At 65.3% G+C, this 23,610-nt stretch carries 21 protein-coding genes; 3 read left to right on the forward strand and 18 right to left on the reverse strand.

Annotated features, from left to right (window positions below):
- Positions 1 to 7: 7 nt before the first annotated feature.
- Both fabZ and lpxD read right to left on the reverse strand, forming a co-directional pair.
- On the reverse strand, positions 8 to 466 hold the full coding sequence (gene fabZ, locus ACCQ15_RS07075; RefSeq protein WP_003485378.1) for a 3-hydroxyacyl-ACP dehydratase FabZ: 459 nt from the start codon (positions 464 to 466) through the stop codon (positions 8 to 10).
- The gene (gene lpxD / locus ACCQ15_RS07080; protein ID WP_008578280.1) at positions 463 to 1,476 is read right to left on the reverse strand and encodes a UDP-3-O-(3-hydroxymyristoyl)glucosamine N-acyltransferase; all 1,014 of its coding nucleotides are present in this window, start codon (positions 1,474 to 1,476) and stop codon (positions 463 to 465) included. The genes fabZ and lpxD overlap by 4 nt, the downstream gene beginning before the upstream one ends.
- A gap of 127 nt (positions 1,477 to 1,603) precedes the next feature.
- Here lpxD and ACCQ15_RS07085 point away from each other — a divergent pair, with 127 nt between their 5' ends.
- Complete coding sequence (locus ACCQ15_RS07085; RefSeq protein WP_005911715.1) at positions 1,604 to 1,795, forward strand: hypothetical protein; 192 nt, start codon at positions 1,604 to 1,606, stop codon at positions 1,793 to 1,795.
- 76 nt (positions 1,796 to 1,871) lie between these two features.
- Here ACCQ15_RS07085 and bamA read toward each other — a convergent pair whose 3' ends face one another.
- The 16 genes from bamA to ACCQ15_RS07165 all read right to left on the reverse strand — a co-directional run bounded on the left by bamA (position 1,872) and on the right by ACCQ15_RS07165 (position 19,902).
- On the reverse strand, positions 1,872 to 4,238 hold the full coding sequence (bamA, locus tag ACCQ15_RS07090) for an outer membrane protein assembly factor BamA (protein ID WP_008578281.1): 2,367 nt from the start codon (positions 4,236 to 4,238) through the stop codon (positions 1,872 to 1,874).
- 83 nt (positions 4,239 to 4,321) lie between these two features.
- Positions 4,322 to 5,668, reverse strand: a complete 1,347-nt coding sequence (gene rseP, locus ACCQ15_RS07095; RefSeq protein WP_372381368.1) for an RIP metalloprotease RseP — start codon at positions 5,666 to 5,668, stop codon at positions 4,322 to 4,324.
- Between the two features lie 26 nt (positions 5,669 to 5,694).
- On the reverse strand, positions 5,695 to 6,885 hold the full coding sequence (locus ACCQ15_RS07100; RefSeq protein WP_031421851.1) for a 1-deoxy-D-xylulose-5-phosphate reductoisomerase: 1,191 nt from the start codon (positions 6,883 to 6,885) through the stop codon (positions 5,695 to 5,697).
- Between the two features lie 2 nt (positions 6,886 to 6,887).
- Positions 6,888 to 7,715, reverse strand: a complete 828-nt coding sequence (locus tag ACCQ15_RS07105; protein WP_011346893.1) for a phosphatidate cytidylyltransferase — start codon at positions 7,713 to 7,715, stop codon at positions 6,888 to 6,890.
- Complete coding sequence (gene uppS / locus ACCQ15_RS07110) at positions 7,712 to 8,470, reverse strand: polyprenyl diphosphate synthase (protein WP_372381369.1); 759 nt, start codon at positions 8,468 to 8,470, stop codon at positions 7,712 to 7,714. Before uppS ends, ACCQ15_RS07105 begins: the two co-directional genes overlap by 4 nt.
- A 17-nt stretch (positions 8,471 to 8,487) precedes the next feature.
- Positions 8,488 to 9,045, reverse strand: coding sequence for a ribosome recycling factor (gene frr, locus ACCQ15_RS07115; protein WP_005921623.1), 558 nt, complete (start codon positions 9,043 to 9,045; stop codon positions 8,488 to 8,490).
- Positions 9,046 to 9,231: 186 nt separating this feature from the next.
- On the reverse strand, positions 9,232 to 9,954 hold the full coding sequence (pyrH, locus tag ACCQ15_RS07120; protein ID WP_005911727.1) for a UMP kinase: 723 nt from the start codon (positions 9,952 to 9,954) through the stop codon (positions 9,232 to 9,234).
- 106 nt (positions 9,955 to 10,060) lie between these two features.
- A complete protein-coding gene (locus ACCQ15_RS07125) occupies positions 10,061 to 11,584 on the reverse strand; it encodes a sensor domain-containing diguanylate cyclase (protein WP_109298606.1) in 1,524 nt (507 codons plus the stop codon).
- Positions 11,585 to 11,861: 277 nt separating this feature from the next.
- Complete coding sequence (gene tsf / locus ACCQ15_RS07130) at positions 11,862 to 12,740, reverse strand: translation elongation factor Ts (protein WP_014089751.1); 879 nt, start codon at positions 12,738 to 12,740, stop codon at positions 11,862 to 11,864.
- A gap of 169 nt (positions 12,741 to 12,909) precedes the next feature.
- A complete protein-coding gene (rpsB, locus tag ACCQ15_RS07135; RefSeq protein ID WP_011346896.1) occupies positions 12,910 to 13,707 on the reverse strand; it encodes a 30S ribosomal protein S2 in 798 nt (265 codons plus the stop codon).
- Between the two features lie 383 nt (positions 13,708 to 14,090).
- Entirely contained in the window at positions 14,091 to 14,816 is a 726-nt protein-coding gene (locus ACCQ15_RS07140) for a fimbrial biogenesis chaperone (protein WP_057680907.1), read from the reverse strand.
- A gap of 2 nt (positions 14,817 to 14,818) precedes the next feature.
- Positions 14,819 to 15,151, reverse strand: a complete 333-nt coding sequence (locus ACCQ15_RS07145; protein WP_031421854.1) for a hypothetical protein — start codon at positions 15,149 to 15,151, stop codon at positions 14,819 to 14,821.
- 48 nt (positions 15,152 to 15,199) lie between these two features.
- Positions 15,200 to 16,234: a Csu type fimbrial protein gene (locus tag ACCQ15_RS07150; RefSeq protein WP_372381370.1), complete on the reverse strand. Its 1,035-nt coding sequence runs from the start codon at positions 16,232 to 16,234 to the stop codon at positions 15,200 to 15,202.
- Positions 16,231 to 18,582, reverse strand: a complete 2,352-nt coding sequence (locus tag ACCQ15_RS07155; protein ID WP_122273112.1) for a fimbria/pilus outer membrane usher protein — start codon at positions 18,580 to 18,582, stop codon at positions 16,231 to 16,233. The genes ACCQ15_RS07150 and ACCQ15_RS07155 overlap by 4 nt, the downstream gene beginning before the upstream one ends.
- Positions 18,583 to 18,598: 16 nt before the next feature.
- Entirely contained in the window at positions 18,599 to 19,369 is a 771-nt protein-coding gene (locus ACCQ15_RS07160) for a fimbrial biogenesis chaperone (protein ID WP_033479161.1), read from the reverse strand.
- Positions 19,370 to 19,377: 8 nt separating this feature from the next.
- On the reverse strand, positions 19,378 to 19,902 hold the full coding sequence (locus ACCQ15_RS07165; protein ID WP_005911736.1) for a Csu type fimbrial protein: 525 nt from the start codon (positions 19,900 to 19,902) through the stop codon (positions 19,378 to 19,380).
- Between the two features lie 318 nt (positions 19,903 to 20,220).
- Between ACCQ15_RS07165 and map the strand changes: the two genes are divergently transcribed.
- On the forward strand, positions 20,221 to 20,997 hold the full coding sequence (map, locus tag ACCQ15_RS07170) for a type I methionyl aminopeptidase (RefSeq protein WP_372381371.1): 777 nt from the start codon (positions 20,221 to 20,223) through the stop codon (positions 20,995 to 20,997).
- On the forward strand, positions 20,994 to 23,603 hold the full coding sequence (locus ACCQ15_RS07175) for a [protein-PII] uridylyltransferase (protein ID WP_071117631.1): 2,610 nt from the start codon (positions 20,994 to 20,996) through the stop codon (positions 23,601 to 23,603). Before map ends, ACCQ15_RS07175 begins: the two co-directional genes overlap by 4 nt.
- Positions 23,604 to 23,610: the final 7 nt, after the last annotated feature.

Raw genomic sequence — 23,610 nt, forward strand, 5'->3', positions numbered from 1 at the left:
CGGGTGATTACCTGGCGCCGGCGCACATCACCTCGGCACTGGCCACCACTTCGCCATCGACCTTGGCTTCGCCGTAGAAGCATCCCACGTTGCGGATCAGGCGCTTCATCTGCACTTCCATGATCAATACGTCACCCGGGACCACCTGCTTGTTGAAGCGGGCCTTGTCCACCTTGACCATATAGAACAGCTGCGACAAGGCATCGCGGCCCAGACCGAGCTGGGTCATCACGCCGCCGACCTGCGCCAGCGCCTCGATGATCAGCACGCCAGGCATCACCGGGCGGTTCGGAAAATGGCCCTGGAAGAACGGCTCGTTGATGCTGACGTTCTTCTGCGCCACGATCCACTTGGTTTCAAGATCGAGTTCGAGGATGCGGTCGACCAGCAGAAACGGGTAACGGTGCGGGAGCAGCGTCTGGATTTGACTGACGTCGATCGGCAGTTCGTAAACGTGGTGGCTCATTCTTTCTCCTTGCCCACAGCCAGGATGCGCCTAGCGAGCACATCAAGCTGCTTGAAGCGCGCGGCGTTTTTGCGCCACGTGCGATTGTCGGTGAGAGGGGTGCCGGACGAGTACTCGCCCGGCTCATGGATGGAATTACGCACGACAGACTTGCCGGTGATCACCACCTTGTCGCAGATCTCCAGGTGGCCGACCACGCCGACATGCCCGCCCAGCAGGCAATAACGGCCGATCTTGGCGCTACCGGCAATGCCGGTGCAGCCAGCGATCGCACTGTGCGCGCCGATGCGGCAGTTGTGCGCGATCTGCACCAGGTTGTCCACGCGCACGTCTTCTTCCAGCACGGTGTCTTCCAGCGCACCGCGGTCGATGCAGGTATTGGCACCGATTTCGCAGTCGTCGCCGATCACCACACCGCCGAGCTGGGGCACCTTGATCCAGTGCCCGGCATCCATGGCCAGGCCGAAGCCGTCGGCGCCGATCACCGCGCCGGGGTGGATGCGCACGCGCTTGCCCAACCGCACGCGCGTGACCAGGGTGACGCGGGCGAGCAGTTCGCTGCCCTCGTCCACCACGCAGTCCTCGCCGATGATGCTGCCGGTGCCGATCACGCAGCCATCGCCCACGCGGCTACGCGCACCGATGCTGACGAACGGACCGACATGCGCGCCAGGCGACACCTGGGCGGTCGGGTCGATCACCGCAGAGGCATGGATGCCCGGTTCGCGCACCGGTGCCACGTCGAACAGCGCGGCGATCTTGGCGAATGCGGTATACGGATCCTTGGCGACCAGCGCGGTGCCCTTGGCGGCGTCGGCATCGTCGGCGCGTAGCACTACGACGGCGGCCTGGGTGTCGGCCAGTTGCGGACGATAGCGCGGGTTGGACAGGAAGCTCAGCTGGCCTGCGCCGGCATGGGCCAGGGTGGCGACGCCGCTGACTTCGGTGGTGCCGTCACCGACGACGGTCAACCCGAATTGTTCGGCAATCGCACTGGCGGTCAATCGCATCAGGGTAAACCTCGCGTAAACGGTAAGTGGCTGGTTTAACAGGGGGAAACGTCGCCAAAAGTTGGCTAAACAGTCGAGCGTATTGCTTGCCGGGCCGCAACGATGCGGCTAACCCAGGAAGAAACATATGAAAACTGTTCTCTCCATTTTCGGTAGCGTGATCCTGCTGGGCGCAGTCACCAGTGCATCGGCCGACGATTTCGCGCAGCAGCGCACCAACGCGCTGAGCTTCTGGGACCAGCAGGTGCAATGCGTGGACGCATCCGATTGGGGCGCCACCGCCACCTGCCTGGGCAATGTCTGGAACAACTACTTCTAAAGCTGTTTCATACCAGGGTGTTCAAACAACAATGGCGGCCCGGGCGTCCGGGCCGCCATTGTTTCGCGTGCCAATCTTAGAACTGGCCGCCGAAGGTGAACTGCAGACGCTCGATCTCGTCGTTGTCTTCCTTCTTCAGCGGGAATGCATAGCTGATCGAAATGGGGCCGACAGGCGCGCGCCACAACAGCGCCACACCGGTAGAGGCGCGCAACTCGTTGGCCTTGAAGTTGTCCACCCCGTTGTACACGTTGCCGAAGTCGACGAATGCCGAAACGCGCGCCGACGGGCTGTCGAACAGCTTGGGGAAATACATTTCCACCGAGCCCACCGTCTTGAACGAGCCACCCAGCGGCTGGCCACGGGTAAAGCCATTGATCGCTTCCGAGCGCGGGCCCAGGGTGTTGTCTTCGAAGCCACGGACCGAATTGGTGCCGCCGGCGTAGAAGTTCTCGTAGAACGGCAGGCCGGTGGCGGTGACCGTGCGGGTGCTGCCATCCGGGTTGGTCAGCACGCGGGTGCTGTCCTTCCCGTAACTGTCGCCGTAGCCCAGTTCGAAGCGCGTGTTCAACACCAGCGCCGGAATGATCGGCCAGTAGTTGGAGATCTGGTAATTGAGCTTGTAGTACTCGACCGTGGAGCCGGGCAGGGTGGTCTCCAGGCCCACGCGTTGGTACATGCCGCGGGTCGGCATGAAGAAGTCGTTGCGGGTGTCGCGTGCCCAGCCCAGCTCCGTGCGCCAGGCATGGAAGGTGCGCGTGCCGATCGCATTGATGTAGTCGATGATCGCCTGCGGTGTGGTGCCCGCGAAGGTCGTGATCTGGTTGCTGTCGATACCCACCATCGCCGAGACGGTGTCGTTTTCGGTAATCGGCACGCCGAACACCACCTGCGCCGAGCCATTCTTGCTGTTGAACTGTGCGGTATTGAAGTCCGAGTAATCGAGCGCGCGCCAGGACAGGTTGTAGCCCAGCGACACGCCGTCGTCGGTAAAGAACGGATTGGTGTAGGAGAACGCGTAGCGCTGCTGATAGCTGCTGCGCGAAGCCTCCACTGCCACGCGGTTACCGCCGCCCAGGAAGTTGTTCTGCGACAACTGCACCGAGGTGGTCACACCGAAGCTCTGCGAGTAGCCCAGGCCGAACACGAAGCTGCCGGAGGTGGTCTCCTTGACGTTGTAGACCACGTCGACCTGGTCGTTGCTGCCAGGCACCGCGGGTGTTTCCACGTCCACGCTTTCGAAGTAGCCCAACCGCTGCAGACGGATCTTGGAACGGTCGATCGCCGCCTGCGAATACCAGGTGTTTTCGAACTGGCGCATTTCGCGGCGCAAGACCTCGTCGGAGGTGCGGCTGTTGCCCTTGTAGAGGATGCGGCGCACTGTCACGCGCGGGCCGGGCACCACCTGCAGGTTCACTGCCACGGTGCGGTCTTCGCGGTTCGGCGTCGGGATCGGGTTGACCTTGGCGAACGCGTAGCCGACGTTGCTCAGCGTGTTGGTGATCGCATCGGAGGTGTACTCCAGCAATGCACGCGAGAAGATGTCGCCGGCCTTGGGGATCACCAGGCGCTCGATGTCGGCCTGCGGCAGCACGGTGTCGCCGGTCACCTTGATTTCGGAAATCTTGTACTGCTCGCCCTCGGTGACGCCGGCGCTGATGAACATATCGCGCTTGTCGGGGCTGATCGAGACCTGGGTGGAGTCGATGCTGAAGTCGACATAGCCGCGGTCCAGGTACCAGGAGTTGAGCTTTTCCAGGTCGCCGGACATCTTTTCCTTGGAGTACTGGTCGTCGCGGCGGTACCACGAGGCCCAGTTGTGCTCCTTGGATTCCCAGTTGTCCAGGATGTCCTCGTTGGCGAACTTTTCCGTACCGATCAGGTTGACGTGGCGGATCTTGGCCGCCTTGCCTTCCTTGATCGCGATGGCCACGTCGACGCGGTTACGGTCCAGCGGGCTCACCGTCGGGGTGATTTCCACGTTGTACTTGCCGCGGTTGTTGTACTGGCGGGTCAGTTCCTGGGTCACGCGGTCCAGGCTCAGGCGATCGAAGGTGCCGCCCTCGGACAGGCCGATGTCACCCAGGCCCTTGAGCAGTTCCTCGGACTTGATGTCCTTGTTGCCGGTCACGGTGAGCTTGTTGATCGCCGGGCGCTCCTTGACCGTGATCACCAGGATGTTGCCCTGGCGGTCCAGCTGCACGTCCTCGAAGAAGCCGGTGCGGTAGAGCGCACGGATCGCGTCGGCCACCTTGGCATCGTCCACGGTGTCGCCGCGGTTCACCGGCAGATAGGTGAATACGGTGCCGGAGGCGATGCGCTGCAGGCCGTCGACGCGGATGTCGCTGGCAACGAACGGCTCGACGGCCAGAGCAACGGCCGGCAGGCTGAGGCCGGCGGCAAGAGCGAGGGCAAGCAGGCGGCGAGTGGGAAGACGCGTCATGTCACATCCGGTTGGAGTCGTATTCGGGTGTTGCTGGATGCCGGCGTATGACGACGACAACAGGCGGAAAGAGTGGAGCAGCTTCATCGTGGAACCAGGCCGAGGATGTCGTTGTAGAACGCCAGTCCCATCAACCCGGCCAGGACCGCCAGGCCGACGTATTGTCCGGCAATCATGGCCCGTTCGCTGATCGGGCTGCCCTTGATCAACTCGATAAGGTAATACAGCAGATGCCCACCGTCCAAGATCGGGATGGGCATCAGGTTGATGATCGCAAGGCTGAGCGACAGCAATCCGAGGAAGTACAGGAACCAGTCGAGCCCGCGTTCGGCCGAGGCGTTGGCGGCACGCGCAATGGTGACCGGGCCGGAGATGTTCTTGACCGAGGCCTGGCCGGTCAGCATGCGCTTCATCATGCCCAGCGAGTCGGCGGTCATCCGACCGGTTTCGCGGATCGCAGCCGGCACGGCGGCGAACAGCCCGTACTGCTGGCGGCTGTCGTATTCCGGAGCCGGCGCGGCGGCCGGACGCACGCCGATCATCCATTGGCCCTGCGGCGACTTGCGCGGGGCAATCTCCAGCGCCAGCCGGTCTTCGCCGCGCGCCACCTCGATCATGCCCGGCCCGCCGTGGGCGCCCAACGCCTGCACTTGCGGAATGATGTCTTCGGCCGAGCGGATCGGCTGGCCGTCGATGGCCACGATGCGGTCGCCCGGCTTGAGCAGGCCATCGGCCACCGAGCCCTTCACCACTTCGGCAATCACCGGTGGCTGCAGCATGAACTGCCAGCCGATGCCGGCCAGTGCGGCCACGCGGCGTTCGTCGAAACCGAGCGGCAGCTGCGACAAGCGCAAGGTGTGCTTACTGCTGCCCGCAGTGTCAGAGGTGGTCAGGACGCGGACATCGCGCCTGTCCATTGCCGCAGTGGTGAGCTGCATGCTGGCATCGCTCCAGCTGCTCACGCTGCGACCGTCGATGCGCACGATGCGCTCGCCCGGGCCCAGCCCGGCCTCGGCGGCCAGGCCATCGGCCCGACCAATGGTTGCCGAATAATCCTGCTTGCCTACCACGAACATCGCCCACAGCATCGCCATGCACAGCAACAGGTTGGCAATGGGACCGGCTGCGACGATCGCGATGCGCTGCCACACGGTCTTGCGATTGAAGGCTTGGTCCTGCTCGGCCGGATGCACGTCGCCTTCGCGCTCGTCGAGCATTTTGACGTAGCCGCCCAGCGGAATCGCGGCAACCACGAACTCGGTGCCGTGGCGGTCGCGGCGCATCCACAGCGGTTTGCCGAAGCCCACCGAAAAGCGCAGCACCTTGACGCCGCAGCGCCGCGCGACCCAGAAATGCCCGAATTCGTGAAAGGTCACCAACACGCCCAGGCTGACGATCATCCACCAGACCGAACCGATGAAATCACCCATGTGTGCAGCTCGCGTGCGTGGAACGATCAGGCATGAAGGGCGTGGTGGGCGAGGGCGCGTTCAGTGATTTGCCGGGCTTGCGCATCGGCAAAAAGCAGGGTGTCGAGGGAATCGGCATTGTGCCGCGGGAGCGTTGTCAGTGTGTGTTCGACCAACGCAGGGATCGCTAGGAAACCCACCTGGCCCTGAAGAAAGGCTGAAACAGCCACTTCATTGGCCGCGTTCAGGATTGCCGGGGCGGTGCCGCCGGCCCGTAACGCGTCCCAGGCCAGGCGCAGACATGGGAACGCGGCGGTGTCGGGGGCCTCGAAATCCAGCCGGCCCTGGCGAAGCAGGTCCAGCCCGCCGACGCCGGAGTCGACCCGCTCCGGCCAGGCCAAGCCTACCGCCAAGGTGGTGCGCATGTCTGGCAGGCCAAGCTGGGCAAGCGTGGAGCCGTCGACGAATTCCACCAGCGAATGCACCAGGCTCTGCGGATGCACCAGCACATCGATCTGCTCGCCCGGCAGTCCGAACAGGTGATGCGCCTCGATGACTTCCAGGCCCTTGTTCATCAGGGTTGCCGAATCCACCGAGATCTTCGGGCCCATCGACCACTTGGGATGCGCCACTGCCTGCGCGGGCGTGACTGCGGCCAGTGCCGCGCGGTCGCGGCCGCGGAACGGGCCACCGGAGGCAGTCAGGATGACCCGGCGCACGCCGCGGCTGGCGTCGCAGGAGCGCAGGCACTGGAAGATGGCGCTGTGTTCGCTGTCGATCGGAATGATTTCAGCGCCGGCGGCGGCTGCGGTGCGGGTCAGCAGCTCGCCGGCCAGCACCAGCGATTCCTTGTTGGCCAGCAACAGACGCTTGCCGGCGCGCGCTGCCGCCAGCGTAGACGGCAGCCCGGCCGCACCCACGATCGCCGCCACCACGGTGTCGCACGCATCGCCGCTCGCCAGTGCGTCCAACGCCTCGGCGCCGGCGTGCGCCTGGGTCGCCACGCCCAGCGCGCGCAGGCCATCGCGCAGCGCGGGATACAGCGCTGCATCGGCAATCACCGCATGCGCAGGCCGGTGGGTGGCGCACAGCGCCAGCAGCTCATCGACCTTGCTGCCGGCCGACAGCACGCTGGCGCGCAGCCGCTCGGGGTGACGCGCGATCACGTCCAGTGCCGATGCGCCGATCGAGCCGGTGGCGCCGAACACGGCGACCTGACGGAGAGAGGAGCCAGCCATGCCTAGAATCCGAGAATTTCCTTGCCGAGTGCGAACACCGGCAGGGCAGCGAGCACGCCATCGATGCGGTCCAGCACGCCGCCATGGCCCGGAATCAGCGTGCCCGAGTCCTTGGCGCCGGCGTGGCGCTTGAGCAGGCTTTCGAACAGGTCGCCCAGCACCGATGCCAGCACCGCCAGTGCGGAGACCAGCACCAGCTGCGGCACATGTGCCAGCGTCAGCCCGGCCAGCCAGCCGAACGCGCAGGCAACCGCAATGCCGGCGAGCAGGCCTCCGAGCAACCCTTCGATGGTCTTGTTGGGGCTGACCCGCGGCGCCAGCTTGTGTTTGCCGAACGCGCGGCCGGCGAAGTAGGCACCGGAGTCAGCCGCCCACACCATGGTCAGCGCGGTCAGCAACCACAGGTTGCCCTTGTCCGGGCTGGCATGCAGCAGCACCAGCGCTGCCCATGCCGGCAGCACCGCCAGGGTGCCGGCGGCCAGCTTGAGTGCGCGCGCCTGGCCGTTGCCATGATCGGCGCCGAAGGTGAAAAAGCGCAGCCACAGCAGCGCCAACAGCCACCACGCCACGCCGACCAGCGACGCAATCTGGAACAGCACCATCGAGCCGGCCGAGGCCCACACCATCAGCACCATCAGCAGCAGGTTGAGCGTCAAAAGCACGGTGCGCGGCAGGCTGTCGTCGATCCCGGAGAGCTTGAGCCACTCCCACAGGCCGGTCAGGAACAGGACCGCCGCCAGCGCTGCCAGCCATTGGGTGGGCAGCAGCACGATCGCGCAAATCGCGAGCGGCGCCATGATCAGCGCGGCAATCACGCGAGTCTTGGTCATGCGGAGGAGCTCTCCGTCGCCTTGTCGGCGATCTGTGCGCTGGTCAGGCCGAAGCGGCGTTCACGCCCGGCAAAGTCGTCCAGCGCTTGCTGCAGCACGCCGGCATCGAACTCCGGCCACAGGGTTTCGGTGAACCACAGCTCGGTGTAAGCCAGCTGCCACAACAGGAAATTGCTGATGCGGGTGTCGCCACCGGTGCGGATGAACAGGTCCGGTGCGGGCAGGTCGGCCAGGGCGACCCGGCTGGACAGCAGCGCTTCGTCGATCTGCTCTGGCTGCAGGCGGCCTGCAGCGACGTCTTCGGCCAATGCGCGGGCAGCCGCTGCGATGTCCTGGCGGCCGCCGTAGCTGGCTGCGATGCTCAGCACCAGCCGCGAGTTCGTTGCGGTGCTGCGCTCGGCGCCGGCCATGCGCTCGCGCAATAGTGCGGCAAAGCGGCTGCGGTCGCCGATGAAGCGCACCTGCACGCCACGTCGCTGCAGTTCTTCGACCTCGCGGTCGAGCGCATGCAGGAACAGCTTCATCAGCGCGTCGACCTCATCCTGCGGACGGCCCCAGTTTTCACTGGAAAACGCGAACAGGGTCAGCGCCGACACGCCTTTTTCAAGGCAGAAATCGATCGTGCGATTGACCGCGCGCGCGCCGGCGCGATGGCCGATCATGCGCGGACGCCGCCGACGCTGCGCCCAACGCCCATTGCCATCCATGATGATGGCGATGTGGCGCGGCACAGCAGCAGAAGGGACTGGATGCATGGCAGGCGATGCCACGATCAGACCGTCATCAATTCCTGTTCCTTGCCCTTGACGACCTCATCCACGTCCTTGATGGCCTTGTCGGTGAGCTTCTGGATATCGTCCTCGGCGCTGCGGGCTTCGTCTTCGGTGACGGCCTTGTCCTTGAGCAGATCCTTGACCTGCTGGTTGGCGTCGCGGCGGATGTTGCGAATGGCGACCTTGCTGTCTTCGCCCTCGCCATGCACGGACTTGCTGAGCTCCTTGCGGCGCTCCTCGGTCAGCGGCGGCAGGTTCAGGCGGATCACGGTGCCGACCACGGTCGGGGTCAGGCCAAGATCCGAAGCGTAAATGGCTTTTTCCACGTCCTTGATCATGCCCTTGTCGAACAGGCTGATGACCAGCGAGCGGCCTTCGGACACGCTGATGCTGGCAACCTGATTCAGGGGCGTATCGGCGCCGTAGGCCTTGACCTTGATGCCGTCCAGCAGCGCCGGCGAGGCACGGCCGGTGCGGATGGTGGTGAGGGAATGGCGCAGAGCATCGATGCTCTTGGTCATGCGCGTCTGCGCGTCTTGTTTGATCTGGGTGAGCATCGCCGGAATCCGTGTGGAGCTGAATCCGGGGATTATAGCCGGGACTGGGGTTTCACGACTCGCGGGCCGTCAGCACCCGCGCAGCCGGTTCACCTGGCGCCCTTTTCACGCCGGGCGCCGGGTTGGAGATCGCTGTGCAGCCTGCGGCCGTGCGCTCTTGCGATTCCCCAATCCCGATTCCCGACCTCAGCTGCGGCCCTGCACCAACGTGCCGATCTGCTCGCCGTGCAGGATGCGCAGCAGCACGCCCGGTTCGCTCATGCCGAAGATGCGCAGCGGCAGGTCGCTGTCGCGCGCCAGTGCGAAGGCGGCGGTATCCATCACTTCCAGGCCCTGCAGGATCACCTGGTCGTAGGTCAGGCTGTCGTAGCGCACCGCATCGGTGTGCTTCTTCGGGTCCTTGTCGTACACGCCGTCGACCTTGGTTGCCTTGAGCAGCAGGTCGGCACCGATCTCGATCGCGCGCAGCGCTGCGCCCGAGTCGGTGGTGAAGAACGGGTTGCCGGTGCCGGCGGCGAAGATCGCGATGCGGCCCTTCTCCAGGTGACGGATCGCACGGCGACGGATGAAGTCTTCGCAGACATCGTTGATCTTGATGGCGCTCATCACGCGCACCTTGGCGCCGAGCTTTTCCAGCGCATCCTGCATCGCCAGCGCGTTGATCACCGTGGCCAGCATGCCCATGTGGTCGCCGGTGACGCGGTCCATGCCGCTGGCAGCCAGGCCGGCGCCGCGGAAGATGTTGCCACCGCCGATCACCAGCGCCACCTGCGCGCCGGCCTGCTGGGCTTCGATCACTTCATGCGCCAGGCGATTGATGACCTTGGGGTCGATGCCGTAATCCCCGTCCCCCATCAGCGCCTCCCCGGAAAGTTTGAGAAGAATGCGGCGATAGGAAAGTTCGGACATGGGGAAACCTCGGGGGTGGGGGATCGGCAAACGCCGGCAATTCTAGCGGAAGCCTGTCACCTGGCGTGGTAAAAATTCCTTTGTTGGCAGTGGCGTGACCGGTTGCTCAATGCGCGCGCGGGTTCGGCGGCGTTGGTACATCGGTCGCATCGTACGCGGTGACGCGGTTGCGGCCGCGATGCTTGGAGCGATACAGCGTGCTGTCGGCGGCCTGCAACAAATGGTCGATGCTGTCGAACTGGCGCTCGGCACCGCCGTGCGTGGCAAGACCCGCAGAGAAGGTGATGTGCAATGGGCCGCCCTGCAGTTGCGCCATCGGCGTACGCGCGGTTTCGGCCAGGATGCGTTCGATCACCATCAGCGCCGCATCGGCAGGTGTATTGGGCAGGATCACCAGGAATTCTTCGCCGCCGTAGCGCGCCACCAGGTCGCTGGTGCGCACCATGCGTTGCAGCGTTTGCGCGAAATTGCGCAACACTTCATCGCCGACCAGATGTCCGTGCGCATCGTTGACGCGCTTGAACTCGTCCAGGTCGATGAAGGCGATCGACAGCGGCCAGCCCTGGCGCGAGGCCAGTTCGAACTCATGCGTCAGCGCGGTACCGAGCTGATGCCGATTGAATACCCCGGTCAACGCATCGCGGCTGGCCTGTTCGGCCAGGTGACGCATGCGGTTTTCCGATTCGTCGGCATGCCGGCGCGCTTCGGCCACGTCCTGCAATTCGCGCAGGCTGCGCAGCATCGCCAGTTCACGCGCCTGCTCGAAGATCATCTGGATGTGCTCGGGCTGCGGCACGCGGATGTCGAACAGCGCCTCCAGTTCCGGCAGCGATTCGGCGATGCGTTCGATCACTTTTTCGAAGCGTTCGGCATCGAGCTCCAGCACGTCCTGCGCCTGCTGCTGCGCATGTTCGGTTGCAGTGACCGCACTGGCCGAGAGCCAGATATCGGCCAGGCGCCCGGATAGCGCCACGCAGGCCATGAACGGTTCCAGGCCTGCCGGTTCTTCTTCGCTCTGCGCAATCGCATTCTGCAGATACGGCGGCAGCTGCCACTGATGCGCCAGCCAGGCGCCGATTTCGGCATGCGTGGCGCCCAGCTGTTCGCGTTCGGCAACCAGCAGCGCGGTGTTGTCGGCGGCCTGTTCCAGCAGCGGCCCGTACAGATCGGGCGCGCCCTGCAGCAGGGCCAGCTTGCCGATGTCCTGCAGCAGGCCCGCCAGCATCAATTCTTCGGGTTTGCGAATGCCGTAGGCCTGGCCGAGGATGCGACTGGCCAGCGCGCATAGGCCGGCGCGGCGCCAGATGCGCTCGTGCAAGGGGTGGGCGATGAAGGTGCTGCGCACGCCGTGCACCATCGAAAAGCCCAGTGCCAGGCTCAAGGTCGCGTTGAGGCCGAGCATGGTCAGCGCCTGGCCGAGATTGTCGATGCGGCGGCGACTGGCGTAGAGCGGCGAATTGGCCACCCGCAGCATACGTGCGCTCAATGCCATGTCCATGCCGATGACCTTGGCCGTGGTGGTCATGTCCACGTCCGGATCCTGCGCAAGTTCGATGATGCGCAACGCAACGCCGGGCGGCGAGGGCAGGTTACGGCAGTAGTGCAGGGCGGCCTGGAGATCTGGTTGCATGAGTCATCGCCAACAGTGGCCACAAGCATACAGCTGCGGTCGTTGAGTAGGGCGCGCCATGCTCCGCCATCGCCGCGCCACAAAACATGCGTGATGGAACGCCAGAACCTGGTCGGCATCTTCAGGTAACGGCAATGCCGATGACATCTGTAGAGTTGAGGCCGCTTGCCGCCGTGCCGGATGCGTTCGCTTCAGGTTCGCGCCAGTGTGCGGATGCGCGAGCGACAGGCAAAAAAAAAAGCCGCGGCATGCCGCGGCTTTTTCCGAGCGGGGAAGATCAGGCCAGGCCGGCCTGCTTCATCACTTCGGCGGCGTAGTCTTCCACCACCTTCTCGATGCCTTCGCCAACGGCCAGGCGCTGGAAGCCGATCACGTCGGCGCCGGCGGCCTTGACTGCCTGCTCGACGGTCTGGTCGGTGTTGAGCACGTACGGCTGGCCGTACAGCGTCACTTCGTTGACGATCTTGCTGATCTTGCCGCTGATGATCTTTTCCAGGATCTCGGCCGGCTTGGCCTTGTCCTTTTCGGACATCTTGGCCAGTTCGATTTCCTTTTCCTTGGCAACGAATTCGGCCGGAACGTCGGAGGCCTTGACGTGCGGCGGGTTCATCGCCGCAATGTGCATGGCGATGCCGCGCGCCAGCTCGATGTCGCCACCCTTCAGTTCGACCAGCACGCCGATACGGCCGCCGTGCACATAGGCCGCGACGTTGTTGGCGCTGTCGATACGGACCAGGCGACGCACCTGCAGGTTTTCGCCGACCTTGGCGATCACCGCAGCGCGACGCTCTTCGATGGTCTCGCCGCTGTCGAGCTTGACGCTCTTGAGCGCTTCGGCATCGGCAGCGTTCGAGTTCAGTGCGGCATTGGCCACGACCTCGGTGAAGGCCAGGAAGTTCTCGTCCTTGGCGACGAAGTCGGTCTCGGAGTTGACTTCGACCAGCACGGCCTTGCCGCCGGCCTGGGCGGTGGCGATGCGGCCTTCGGCGGCGACGCGGTCAGCCTTCTTGTCGGCCTTGGCCAGGCCCGACTTGCGCAGCCACTCGGCCGCGGCGTCGATGTCGCCTGCGTTTTCGACGAGTGCCTTCTTGCACTCCATCATGCCGGCGCCGGTGCGCTCGCGCAGTTCCTTGACCAGGGAAGCAGTGATTTCCATGGAATTACCTCATATGGACGAATGCGTGCGGCGGAAGCGATTCCGCCAGTAGGAGACGGTGCGGCATGCCGCCGCCCCCGTAGATGTATGCAGTAGCCTCAGCGACGGAGCGCGAGGGCGCCGTCGGGACTGCGGCCGCACAGCATGGTGCGGCCGCATTGCACGCCGATTACTCGGCGGCGTCAGCCTTCTTGTCGCCCTTCTTGGCCGGAGCGCGACGGCCCTTGCCTTCGTCGGCGGACTCGGCCGAGAACTCTTCTTCGCGCACCGAAGCGGAGTTCGGCGCAGCCGCCTTGCCTTCCAGCACGGCGTCGGCAGCGGCGCGTGCGTACAGCTGCACGGCGCGGATGGCGTCGTCGTTGCCCGGGATGGCGTAGTCGACCAGGGCCGGATCGTAGTTGGTGTCGACCACGGCGATCACCGGAATGCCGAGCTTCTTGGCTTCCTTGATGGCGATGTCTTCATGGCCGATATCGATCACGAAGATCGCATCGGGCAGGCGGTTCATTTCCTTGATGCCACCGAGCGAGGCGTCCAGCTTCTCGCGCTCGCGACGCAGGCCCAGCACTTCGTGCTTGACCAGCTTGTCGAAGGTGCCGTCGGTTTCAGCGGCTTCCAGTTCCTTCAGGCGGGCAACCGACTGCTTGACGGTGCGGAAGTTGGTCAGCGTGCCGCCCAGCCAGCGCTGGGTCATGAACGGCATGTTGCAACGCTCGGCTTCTTCCTTGATGGACTCGCGCGCGCTGCGCTTGGTGCCCAGGAACAGCACGGTGCCGCGCTTCTGCGCAACCGAGGAGAGGAAGTTCATCGCGTCGTTGAAGAGCGGAACGGTCTTCTCGAGGTTGATGATGTGGATCTTGCCGCGCGCGCCGAAGATGTACGGCGCCATCTTGGGGTTCCAGTAGCGGGTCTGGTGGCCGAAATGGACGCCGGCTTCCAGCATCTGACGCATGGTGACTTGGGGCATTGAAAAAACTCCTGATAGCGGAATCGCCGTGCGCGGCTTATTGTTGAAAAATCCGCACATGGATGTGCGGGCTGTTGCGAGGGGCTCGCATCAAAACGCACACGATTCCGGGGTTGGGCTTCCCTGTTGCCTCCGCGACGAACCCTGTGTGAGGGCACCCCGGCGCGGATGGCGGCAGCAGGTGTGAATTCGTCGGTGACGTCCGACGTGGACGACGCAATGCGCAAGAGACGCAAAACAGCCGGCGGAGTATAGCTGGCGAGTGGGCGTGGCGCAATTGGCGGGAATCGGGAATCGGGATCGGGAATCGGAGAGCCTGGTTCGCTTGGGCCTTCACCAGCCCACGATCAGCTAGCGCAATCGGCTTGACCCATTCCCAATTCTCAATTCCCGATTCCCGGCTCCAGCGCCAACGTGCTTTCGATATCGCTGTTGATACGCGCCACGAAGCGGCCGCTGCCTGCGGGCAGGTTGGCGGGCAGGGCCCATTGGCGGGTCTGGCCGGGGAGGACGTAGCCGGCCAGGTCGCCGCGGATATTGCGGCGGGTGCCGCCGGCATCGATATAGGCCAGGTCGGCCAGGCGCGCATGGCTGGAGCCGGAATTGTGGATACGCAACGCGCGCTGGCTGCCGTGCCCGGCCAGGCTGGCGTGCAACGCCGGTTGCGCTGCGCTGGCCTGGCTGGGCTGTGCAAACACCGGGGTGGAATAACGCAGCAGGTCGGTCTCGTTGCCGATCGCGTGCTGGGTCACCACGAGCCGGTAGCTGTCTTCGGCCTGCGTGGGGCTGGGGCCGAGGCGGATCACGCGCAACAGCTGCCGGCCTTGCGACGGAATTTCGAAGTGCGACGGGCTGATCGTGACGCCGGTGGCTGGCTCGAGGAGTTCGCGCTCACCGTCCTGGCGCCAGCGGTAGAGCTTGGCGTCGGCACGCCATGGTTGCGCGGCCTGGTTGTAGAGCCAGACCGTTGCCTGGTCGCTGTCGGCCGGGATGTGCGCGGTGGTCGGCGCGATGGCGATCTCGGCAGCACTGGCGGCGCCGCTTGCTGCCATACAGCCCAGGGCCAGGACCCGGGCCAACAGATCGCGAAGGTGGCGAGCAGTGGCCATGCTCAGAACGCAATGGTGGTGATGCGCGCGCTGCCGGCGGGCAGCGGCCCGGCAAGCGCGCTGGCGTCCTGGCCGGTGCTGGTGACGGCGGGTGCCTCATTGCTGCTGGGCGGCTCGGCGATCGCCATCGGCGTGCCCCTGGAGCAACTGGCGCGCGGCGGCGCGGTACGCAGTTCGCAACCGCTGAGCAGGCGCAGGCCGATGTGGAGGGTGGAATTTTCCGGCCCCCGCGCGGTGGCTGCGTTCGCCGCGGTAGATGTCGCGGCGCAAGCGAGAGCAGCCAGGGCCAAGCGCTTCAGGAAGGTGACCTGCGTCATGGAGGCAATCGTTTGCATTGGAGACGTAACGAATAGCGACGCCCCCGATACGAACTTTATTAACTGTCAGTAAGTGATGGAGACGGTCACCGTGTCGGTATAGGCGCCGGCAATCGGCAGTTGTGGGGCCGGCGCACGGCCATAGACGGTGACCGTCTGGGTGGTGCCGTTGCCGGTGCCTGCCAGCGTATCCACCCCGATGACGGTACCCCACCGATTACTGCGACCGGTATTGCTGTAGAGCTCGTAATTGATGTAATTGGCGCTGCTGGCGTGACGCATTCGCCGCACGCTGCCGCTGGCATTGCTGCCATTGTCCAGGCCGATATTCCAAGCGGTGCGGTTGGTGCAGGCCAGGCTGATGGTGGAGGTGCGATCGATCGCGGCGTCGATGCTGCCGGCAATGCTGCCGAAGTCCAGATCGGTGGTGACGTAGGCATTGCAGCGTGCCGGCACGGTCGCCGAGGCAGTGAACGGGAAGGCGTTGCTGGCAGTCTTGGAGCCGGTGCCGCCTGCCGTGCAACTGCTCGGCAGCGAGGGTACCCCGATGATGCTTTCGTTGTAGGAGTAGCGCAGCACGGTGTCGGCGCCGCCAAAGCTGCTGGTGTGGTTGCCGACCGAAAGGATCTGGTTGGCCGGAATCCGCCCATACACGGTGATGGTGGCGGTCTGCGAGCCGCCGGTGATCACCGGCACGTTGTAGGACAGTGTCAAGGTGCGCGGCGAGGGAGCCGCCGACCCGGTGGCGCCCCAGATCTGCGTGCGGGTTGCCTCGCTGTAGATCTGGAAATCCAGGCTGTCGCTGGTGGAGTTGAGCATGCGACGAGGGGCATACACGCCGCTGCTGGCACTGCCGGGGCCAAGGTCCAGGCAGAGGCTGACTTGTACGTAGCCCAGCACGCTGAGCGCAGCAGTCGCGCAGGAAACGTTGAGTGTTGCCGCTGCATCGGTGGTGCCGTTGGCCGCCACGTTGCCAAATGCCAACGGTGTGCCGAGGGTGACGGTGCAGGTGGTCTCTGCGTGCGCCCGCTCGCTGGGCCCAAGCCACACCATCGCGATCGTCAGCGCGAGCATCAGGCGCCAAAGCGTGGACATGCTCATGGCGTGGTCTGCTCAGGGATGCACTGCAGCGGCCCCACCCGCGGAATGCCGCCCGGATCGGCGGGATACGCGAACTGCGCAACGCAACGGCCCTCGGGCAGGTCGACCAGGATGCGGTTGTCGCGTTGCAGATTGTCCAGATAGGTTTCGCCGTCGTAGCCGACCACCACGCGTTCGGTACTGCCGTCGCGCTGCACCACGCTGCCGACGGGCAGCGGCGCGCCTTGCGCGTCGTGCAGCACGATGATGGCGGCGCGCACGCGGGTAATGCCGAAGCGCACCGCCACGCCGGATTGCTGGCGTGGTGTCACCGTGGTGTCGACACGGTCTACGCGCAGGTCTGCCGGCAGGCTCAAGGTGTCGATGGAGAGCTGGTTGCGCTGCCACGATTGCAACGGCGTCACCAGCAGGGTGCCGCGCGCGTCGGTGACTCCGATCAGGCGGTTTTCCAGGCGGACCGGAATGCCGGGCTGGCCGTCGGTGGAGACCACCGCGAACGCGTCCTGGATATCGCGCGCGGCGAAGGTGCGGCCATTCATCCACACCAGGCTGCCGCTGGCGCTGGCATAGCCGAAGCTGTCGCCATCCTGGGTTGCGGCGCCGAGGTTGTAGCGGCCGACCCGGTTCAACCAGCCCAGTTCGGCCAGCCCGCCGCTGGCGTCGTCGCCGGCACGGCCTTGCAGGCGCCAGCCGATGCCGCCCAGATCGCCATCGCCAGGCAGCGGCTGGCTGACGTCGGCCACCAGGCCGGTACGCTCGCCGTTGCGCTGCATCGATGCGCTGGCCTGACGCACTTCGCCGAAGGTGGTCGACAGCGACAGGTACAGGCTGCGATCGCTGGAGACATCCAGATTCTGATTGCCCGACAGATTGGCCGCCCAGTTGCGCCCGAAGCTGCGGGACCAGAACACGCTCGCATAGCGCGAGGTATCGCCTTGCGGATAGCTCAGCCGCACATAGCTGGTGCCGAGCGAGCCGATCGGGTCGACGTTGACCCCGACTGCTGCGCGGTCGCTGACGCGCGCTGGCAGGGCGCCTTGCAATGCGCCCAGGTCGCGATAGTCGCCATGGGTGCGCTGGCTGCCCAGATTGACGTTGAAACGCCGGTTGTTCCAGGCGTAGCCCAGCACGTACTGGCCGCCCCGTAGCGCGTCCATCCGGCTGTGCGCGTAGGCGGCATTGACCACACCGCCCACGCCAAGCAGCCACACGCCGCCTGCGCCTGCGTTGATCACGCCGCCGCCAGTTTCGGCATGCGCTTCGATCGTGAAATCGTCGCGCAGGCCTTTGCGAAAGGTGGCGCTGGCCACACGGCGTCGGTCGTAGGAAAACGAGCGCACGCCGTAGTCGCGGCGCAGATGGCCGATGCCGGCCGACCATTCGGAAATGCCGCGCGCCAGCAACTGCGGTGTGCCATAGAACGCGAAATCCAGCCGACGCACGCGTCCGAACGCATCGGTCACCACGATCTGCGCCTGGCCGGTGCCGCTGATGCCCGGTTGCGCGGCCAGCTGAAACGGGCCGGCCGGCACCTGGCCGCTGTACTGGCGCAAGCCGTCCACATATAGCTCAACGGTGGAAGGCACTGCCGCTTCGCCGAGAAAGCTCGGCGTCGGCGTCAGCACCCGATACGGTTGCAAGGCGTAATTGCGGCCGATCTGCACGCCGCCCAGGCGGATCGAGCGGCTCCAGTCGACAAAGCCGCTATAGAAATCGCCCACGCTGAGGCTGGTGGCGCTGTCCGGGAAATCCATCTGCCAGGCACTGTCCAGACGCACCGCTTCGCTGCGCCAGCGTTTGTCCTGGGGGCGATCGTAGGCCAGGAAGACCGCGGTGGTATCGACCATGCCGCGCCCGATGCCGAACGCGCGCACTTCGGTGGCCAGCGACGCGCTGCTGACGCCGGCATTGCGGGTGGCATACAGGTCGTAATTGAGCAGCATGCCGGGCGATGCAGTGGCGCTGGGCGGGGCCACTTCTTCGGCTTTGAGCACCGTGGTGGACAACGACAGCTGCGCCAGCGGCGCCTGCAGCGCCAGCCGCTGCAGCGCCGCGTCGTAGCGCACTTCCACGTCGGGCAGGCGGTCCAGATCGACCAATTCGCCAGGCACGCGGTCGGCCAGGATGAAGCCGAGTTTGCGCAGGGTTTCCACCGAGCCGCGTAGCCGCCCGTCGACCAGTTCGAATGGTGCCAAGCCGCGGTCGGCCTGGTTCAAGGTCACGTCCAGATACAGCGTTTGCGGCTGTGGCGTGGCGCTGGGTGGCGGCTGATCGGGAAGCGACGTCACATCGGCCAGATCGCCGGCTGCGGCGCTGCCCAGGCAACTGGCGGTCGCAAGGAGCGTCATCGCCAGCCGCGCCGCATCAAGGCGCCGTCGGCGCGGCCAACAAGGTACGTTCGTCAGCCTCACCATTGATCCTTGCGATGATGGTGCCGCGGCCGAACTGCGCCAGCGGCGCACCCAGCGACCAACGCATGGTCTGCCCGGGCAGTACATAACCGACCAAGCCGTTCAACGCGGTCTTGGTTGCGCCATCGACCTGGTGCCGCAGGTCGGCGACCTGCGCATGGCCGGTGCCGGTGTTGCTGATCTGGATCTGCGCCTTGCCATCGCTGCCGGCAACCACCTGCGCGCTCAGGGTCGGCGAGGGTTCGGTGTTGCCGGGCGGCAGCAGGAAGATCGGCACCGAATAACGCAGCACGAACTGCATGCCTTTGCGGTCGGCATCGGCACTGGGCAACTCGTCGACGATGATGCGGTAACACTGCTCCTGCCCGCTCGGGGCAGGCCCGGCGCGGATGACCCGGATCAACTGGCGCTCGCCAGCGGCCAGGGTGCGCATCGGCGGGCTGACCAGCAGATCCTGGGTGGGGTCGAGCTGATCCTGCCCATCGCGCTGGGTCCAGCGATAGGCGCGGGTCTGCACCTGTACCGGCGCGCTGCCGCTGTTGCTCAGCCACAGGCCGTCGGCGGTCTGCTGGGCGCTCAGGCTCAGCGATGTGGGTGCCAACTGCAGGCTGGCGGCATGCGCTGGCGTCGGCACGGCGCCGTTGGCCATGACCAGCGTCATCGCCAGCCCGGCCGACATCAGCCAGGCAGGTAAACGTGACAACGGGCGGTGATGCACAGGCATGCGCGGGCTCAATAGACGATCGTGGCAGTGATCGTGTCCTGGTAACTACCGGTCGCAGGGTTGTTGGCCGACGGGTTGGTCACGCGGCCGTAGACCGGGTAGACCTGGTTCAGGCCGGTGGCGGTGCGGCTGAGCGTGTTGGTGCCGGTGGTGCTGCCCCAGACCGTGCTGCGGCCCAGATCCTGGTAGAGCTGGTAGGCGATGTAGTTGTTGGTGGTCACCAGCGCGTCGGTATTTTTCATGCGGCGGGTGGTGACGTCGTTGGCAGTCCCGGCATTGCTGCCCGCGCTCAGTGCAATGTTGTACGGCGTCAACGCGGTGCACTGGGCCGTCACGCTGCCGTTGGCGTCCGCATTGGCGGTCGAGGTCGAGAGTACCGAGCCGAAGTCGACGTCCGTGGCTGATGCGGCGGTGATCGTGCAGGCCTTGGTGACCGCGATCTTGACGTTGAAGGTGGTGGTGTCTGCCGCGCTCGCCATGCCAATGGTCGAAAGCAGGCCGAGCGATAGCAGGACAGGGCGGACAGTACGCATGGACATTTCCTTGACCGTTCTGGTCATTGATGACGCGACGAGTCGTCGCCTTCCCTGCAATGCATCAGCTGTGCCAAACATAACGCCGAATTCACACGCTATCTAGCTGTCCTGGCTCGCTTTATTGACAAAAGTGCGATGTCCTATGGATGACTTCGTTAAGATGTTTTTTGACGCCGTGTGCACGGCGTCACGCATGAATAGGCGGCTGCGCCGGTTTCCTGCTGTGCGGTCCGCTTGAGGCCAGTCGTTGCGTCCGCAAAAAAAGCGCGTGCGCTGGTCGTTCAGATTCAGCCCGGATCGGCGATAATCGTGGCCATGAGCGTCAATCTGAAAACCAAAGAAGAAATCGAACTGATGCGTGTCGCTGGCCGCTTGGCCGCCGAGGTGCTCGATGTGGTGGCGCCGCACGTGAAGCCGGGCGTGACCACTGCCGAGCTGGACCGCATCTGCCATGACCACATCGTCTACGTGCAGGGCACCATCCCCGCCAATGTCGGCTATCGCGGCTTCCCCAAGAGCGTGTGTACCTCGGTCAACAACGTGATCTGTCACGGCATCCCGAGTGCAGCCAAGGTGTTGAAGGACGGCGACATCGTCAATATCGACGTCACCGTCATCAAGGACGGCTGGCATGGCGACACCAGCCGCATGTACTACGTCGGCACCCCGTCGGTGATGGCCAAGCGCTTGGTCGAAACGACGTATGAAGCGATGTGGCGCGGCATCCGGGCGGTCAAGCCGGGCGCCACGCTGGGCGATGTGGGCCATGCCATCCAGAAGTTCGCCGAAGCCGAGCGCTTCAGCGTGGTACGCGATTACTGCGGCCACGGCATCGGCAAGGTGTATCACGACGAGCCGCAGGTCATGCATTACGGCCGTCCGGGCGAAGGGCTGGTGCTCAAGCCTGGCATGACCTTCACCATCGAGCCGATGATCAACGAAGGCACCTATCACCATAAGACGCTGCCGGACGGCTGGACCGTGGTCACCAAGGACCGCAAGTTGTCTGCGCAGTGGGAGCACATGGTTGCGGTGACCGAAGACGGCGTGGATGTGTTGACGCTGTCGGCCAATTCGCCCGCGCCGGTATGACCGACACGCCGGCGGAGCGACCCGACCCGGGCGTCGCCGGCGACGCGGACTGGGCCGCGCAGGCCCGTCCGCTGCTGGTGCATGCGGACATGCGCCTGTGCAAACGCTTCGATCAGGGCGAGCCGATCGAGCGTCTGGTCGCGCTGCGCGCACGCGCGGTCGACCAATTGATGCGCAATGCCTGGATGCGCTGTATTCCGGCCGACAGCGGTTTGTCGCTGCATGCGGTCGGTGGCTATGGGCGCGGCGAATTGTTTCCGCGCTCGGACGTGGATGTGCTGGTGCTGGGCGACACCGCCGCGCAACAGCAGCACGAGCAGGCCCTGGCACGCTTGTTCGCGCTGCTGTGGGATGTGGGTTTGCCGATCAGTCACGCGGTGCGCTCGCCAGCGCAGTGCACCGCTGCGGCGGCGGACCAGACCGTGCTCACTGCCTTGATCGAATCGCGCGCACTGGTGGCCGACGGCCAGGCGCGTGCTGCGCTGGCCACGGCGATCGCGCCGCCGCAGGTGTGGCCGCCGCGCGATTTCTTCCAGGCCAAGCGCGAGGAATTGCTGGCGCGCCATCAGCGCTTCGGCGACACCGCCGATAATCTCGAGCCGGATATCAAGGACGGCCCCGGCGGTCTGCGCGATCTGCAGACGCTGGGCTGGATGGCCTTGCGCGCGTTCGGGGTCAAGGACCTGGAGGCCCTGGTCGGGCTGGGCCATGTCGGCTTCGACGAGGCCGCCGCGTTGCGTCGCGAGCGCGAAGAACTTGCCCGTCTGCGTTTCGGTCTGCACATCGTGGCCAACCGGCCGGAAGAGCGCCTGCGGTTCGATTACCAAAAGACCCTGGCCGAACGGTTGGGGTTCGCCGACGACCCGGAAAGCCTGGGCGTGGAAAAAATGATGCAGCGCTTTTATCGCAGCGCTGCACTGATCCGCCGCATCAGCGACCGCTTGTTGCAGCGCTTCGAAGAACAGTTCGATGGCGAAGCGACGCCGGAGCCGCTGGGCGGCGGCTTCAGCCTGCGCCGCGGCTATCTGGCTGCCGACGCCGAGAGCTGGCCGGACGGCGATGTGCTGCAGGTGTTCGCGCTGTTTGCGCAATGGGCCGCGCATCGCGAGGTGCGCGGACTGCATTCGCTGACCGCGCGCGCGCTGGCCGAGGTCCTGCGCGATCTGCCGGCGTACGACATTGCCGATGCAACGGCCCGGGAACGCTTCATGGCGTTGCTGCGCGGCCCGCGTGCGGTGGAAACGCTCAATCGCATGGCGCGGCTGGGCGTGCTGGGCCAGTGGATTCCGGCATTCGCCAGCGTTTCCGGGCGCATGCAGTTCGACCTGTTCCATGTCTACACGGTGGACCAGCACACCTTGATGGTGCTGCGGAATATCGCGCTGTTTGCCGCCGGCCGTGCCGACGAGCGTTTCGCCATCGCGCATGAAGTCTGGCCGCGTCTGCGCAAGCCGGAACTGCTGTTGCTGGCGGGCCTGTTCCACGACATCGCCAAGGGCCGCGGCGGCGATCATTCGGAACTGGGCGCGGTGGATGCGCGCGCGTTCTGCCTGGCGCATCGCTTGAGCGAAGGCGATACCGAGCTGGTCACCTGGCTGGTGGAGCAGCACTTGCGCATGTCGGTCACCGCTCAGAAGCAGGACATTTCCGATCCGGAGGTGATTCACCGTTTTGCGACGTTGGTGGGCACACGCGAGCGTCTGGACTATCTGTACCTGCTCACCTGCGCCGATATTGCCGGCACCAGTCCCAAGCTGTGGAACGCCTGGAAAGACCGGCTGTTGGCGGATCTGTATTTTGCCGCGCGTCGCGCGTTGCGCGAAGGCCTGGAACACCCGCCGCCGCGTGAGGAACGGCTACGCGAAGCGCGCGAATCGGCGCGTACCTTGATGCAGGCGCAGGGGCACGATGACGTCACCATCGACCGCCAGTTCGCCGGCATGCCGGACGAGAATTTCCTGCGCTTCCGTCCCGAGCAATTGGCCTGGCAGGCGGCCTCGCTGATCGAAGTGGAGATCGGCCAGACCCTGGTCAAGGCGCGTCGCGCGGTGCCGGACAACGACGCACTGGAAGTGTTCGTGTATTCGCCGGACCGCGATGGGCTGTTTGCGGCCATCGTGGCCACGCTCGATCGCAAGGGCTACGGCATCCATCGCGCACGTGTGCTGGATGCGCCACACGATGCGATCTTCGACGTGTTCGAAGTGTTGCCGCAGGAGACCTATGCCGACGGCGACCCGCAGCGGCTGGCGGCAACGCTGCGTCAGGTGTTGGCAGGCGATCTGCACAAGGTGCGCCCGGCGCGCCGCGCAGTGCCGCGCCAGTTGCGCCATTTCCGCTTCGCACCGCGGGTGGAATTCAGCGAAAGCGCCGGCGGCCGCCGCACCCGCATCAGTCTGGTCGCACCCGACCGTCCCGGCCTGCTCGCCGATGTCGCGCACGTGTTGCGCATGCAGCACCTGCGCGTGCACGACGCGCGTATCGCCACCTTTGGCGAGCGTGCCGAAGACCAGTTCCAGATCACCGACGAGCATGACCGCCCGTTGTCCGAATCCGCCCGGCAGGCGCTGCGCGATGCGCTGTGCGCCTGCCTTGACCCTGTCTAGCTAGCAA

It is taken from the genome of Xanthomonas sp. NCPPB 1754, assembly GCF_041475725.2.
GTDB classification, from domain to species: Bacteria; Pseudomonadota; Gammaproteobacteria; order Xanthomonadales; family Xanthomonadaceae; genus Xanthomonas; species Xanthomonas euvesicatoria.

Coding starts and splice junctions, on each gene's coding strand:
- fabZ (WP_003485378.1), bottom strand. CDS start 466: ATGAGCCACCACGTTTACGAACTGCCGATCGACGTCAGTCAAATCCAG.
- lpxD (WP_008578280.1), bottom strand. CDS start 1,476: ATGCGATTGACCGCCAGTGCGATTGCCGAACAATTCGGGTTGACCGTC.
- ACCQ15_RS07085 (WP_005911715.1), top strand. CDS start 1,604: ATGAAAACTGTTCTCTCCATTTTCGGTAGCGTGATCCTGCTGGGCGCA.
- bamA (WP_008578281.1), bottom strand. CDS start 4,238: ATGACGCGTCTTCCCACTCGCCGCCTGCTTGCCCTCGCTCTTGCCGCC.
- rseP (WP_372381368.1), bottom strand. CDS start 5,668: ATGGGTGATTTCATCGGTTCGGTCTGGTGGATGATCGTCAGCCTGGGC.
- ACCQ15_RS07100 (WP_031421851.1), bottom strand. CDS start 6,885: ATGGCTGGCTCCTCTCTCCGTCAGGTCGCCGTGTTCGGCGCCACCGGC.
- ACCQ15_RS07105 (WP_011346893.1), bottom strand. CDS start 7,715: ATGACCAAGACTCGCGTGATTGCCGCGCTGATCATGGCGCCGCTCGCG.
- uppS (WP_372381369.1), bottom strand. CDS start 8,470: ATGCATCCAGTCCCTTCTGCTGCTGTGCCGCGCCACATCGCCATCATC.
- frr (WP_005921623.1), bottom strand. CDS start 9,045: ATGCTCACCCAGATCAAACAAGACGCGCAGACGCGCATGACCAAGAGC.
- pyrH (WP_005911727.1), bottom strand. CDS start 9,954: ATGTCCGAACTTTCCTATCGCCGCATTCTTCTCAAACTTTCCGGGGAG.
- ACCQ15_RS07125 (WP_109298606.1), bottom strand. CDS start 11,584: ATGCAACCAGATCTCCAGGCCGCCCTGCACTACTGCCGTAACCTGCCC.
- tsf (WP_014089751.1), bottom strand. CDS start 12,740: ATGGAAATCACTGCTTCCCTGGTCAAGGAACTGCGCGAGCGCACCGGC.
- rpsB (WP_011346896.1), bottom strand. CDS start 13,707: ATGCCCCAAGTCACCATGCGTCAGATGCTGGAAGCCGGCGTCCATTTC.
- ACCQ15_RS07140 (WP_057680907.1), bottom strand. CDS start 14,816: ATGGCCACTGCTCGCCACCTTCGCGATCTGTTGGCCCGGGTCCTGGCC.
- ACCQ15_RS07145 (WP_031421854.1), bottom strand. CDS start 15,151: ATGCAAACGATTGCCTCCATGACGCAGGTCACCTTCCTGAAGCGCTTG.
- ACCQ15_RS07150 (WP_372381370.1), bottom strand. CDS start 16,234: ATGAGCATGTCCACGCTTTGGCGCCTGATGCTCGCGCTGACGATCGCG.
- ACCQ15_RS07155 (WP_122273112.1), bottom strand. CDS start 18,582: ATGACGCTCCTTGCGACCGCCAGTTGCCTGGGCAGCGCCGCAGCCGGC.
- ACCQ15_RS07160 (WP_033479161.1), bottom strand. CDS start 19,369: ATGCCTGTGCATCACCGCCCGTTGTCACGTTTACCTGCCTGGCTGATG.
- ACCQ15_RS07165 (WP_005911736.1), bottom strand. CDS start 19,902: ATGCGTACTGTCCGCCCTGTCCTGCTATCGCTCGGCCTGCTTTCGACC.
- map (WP_372381371.1), top strand. CDS start 20,221: ATGAGCGTCAATCTGAAAACCAAAGAAGAAATCGAACTGATGCGTGTC.
- ACCQ15_RS07175 (WP_071117631.1), top strand. CDS start 20,994: ATGACCGACACGCCGGCGGAGCGACCCGACCCGGGCGTCGCCGGCGAC.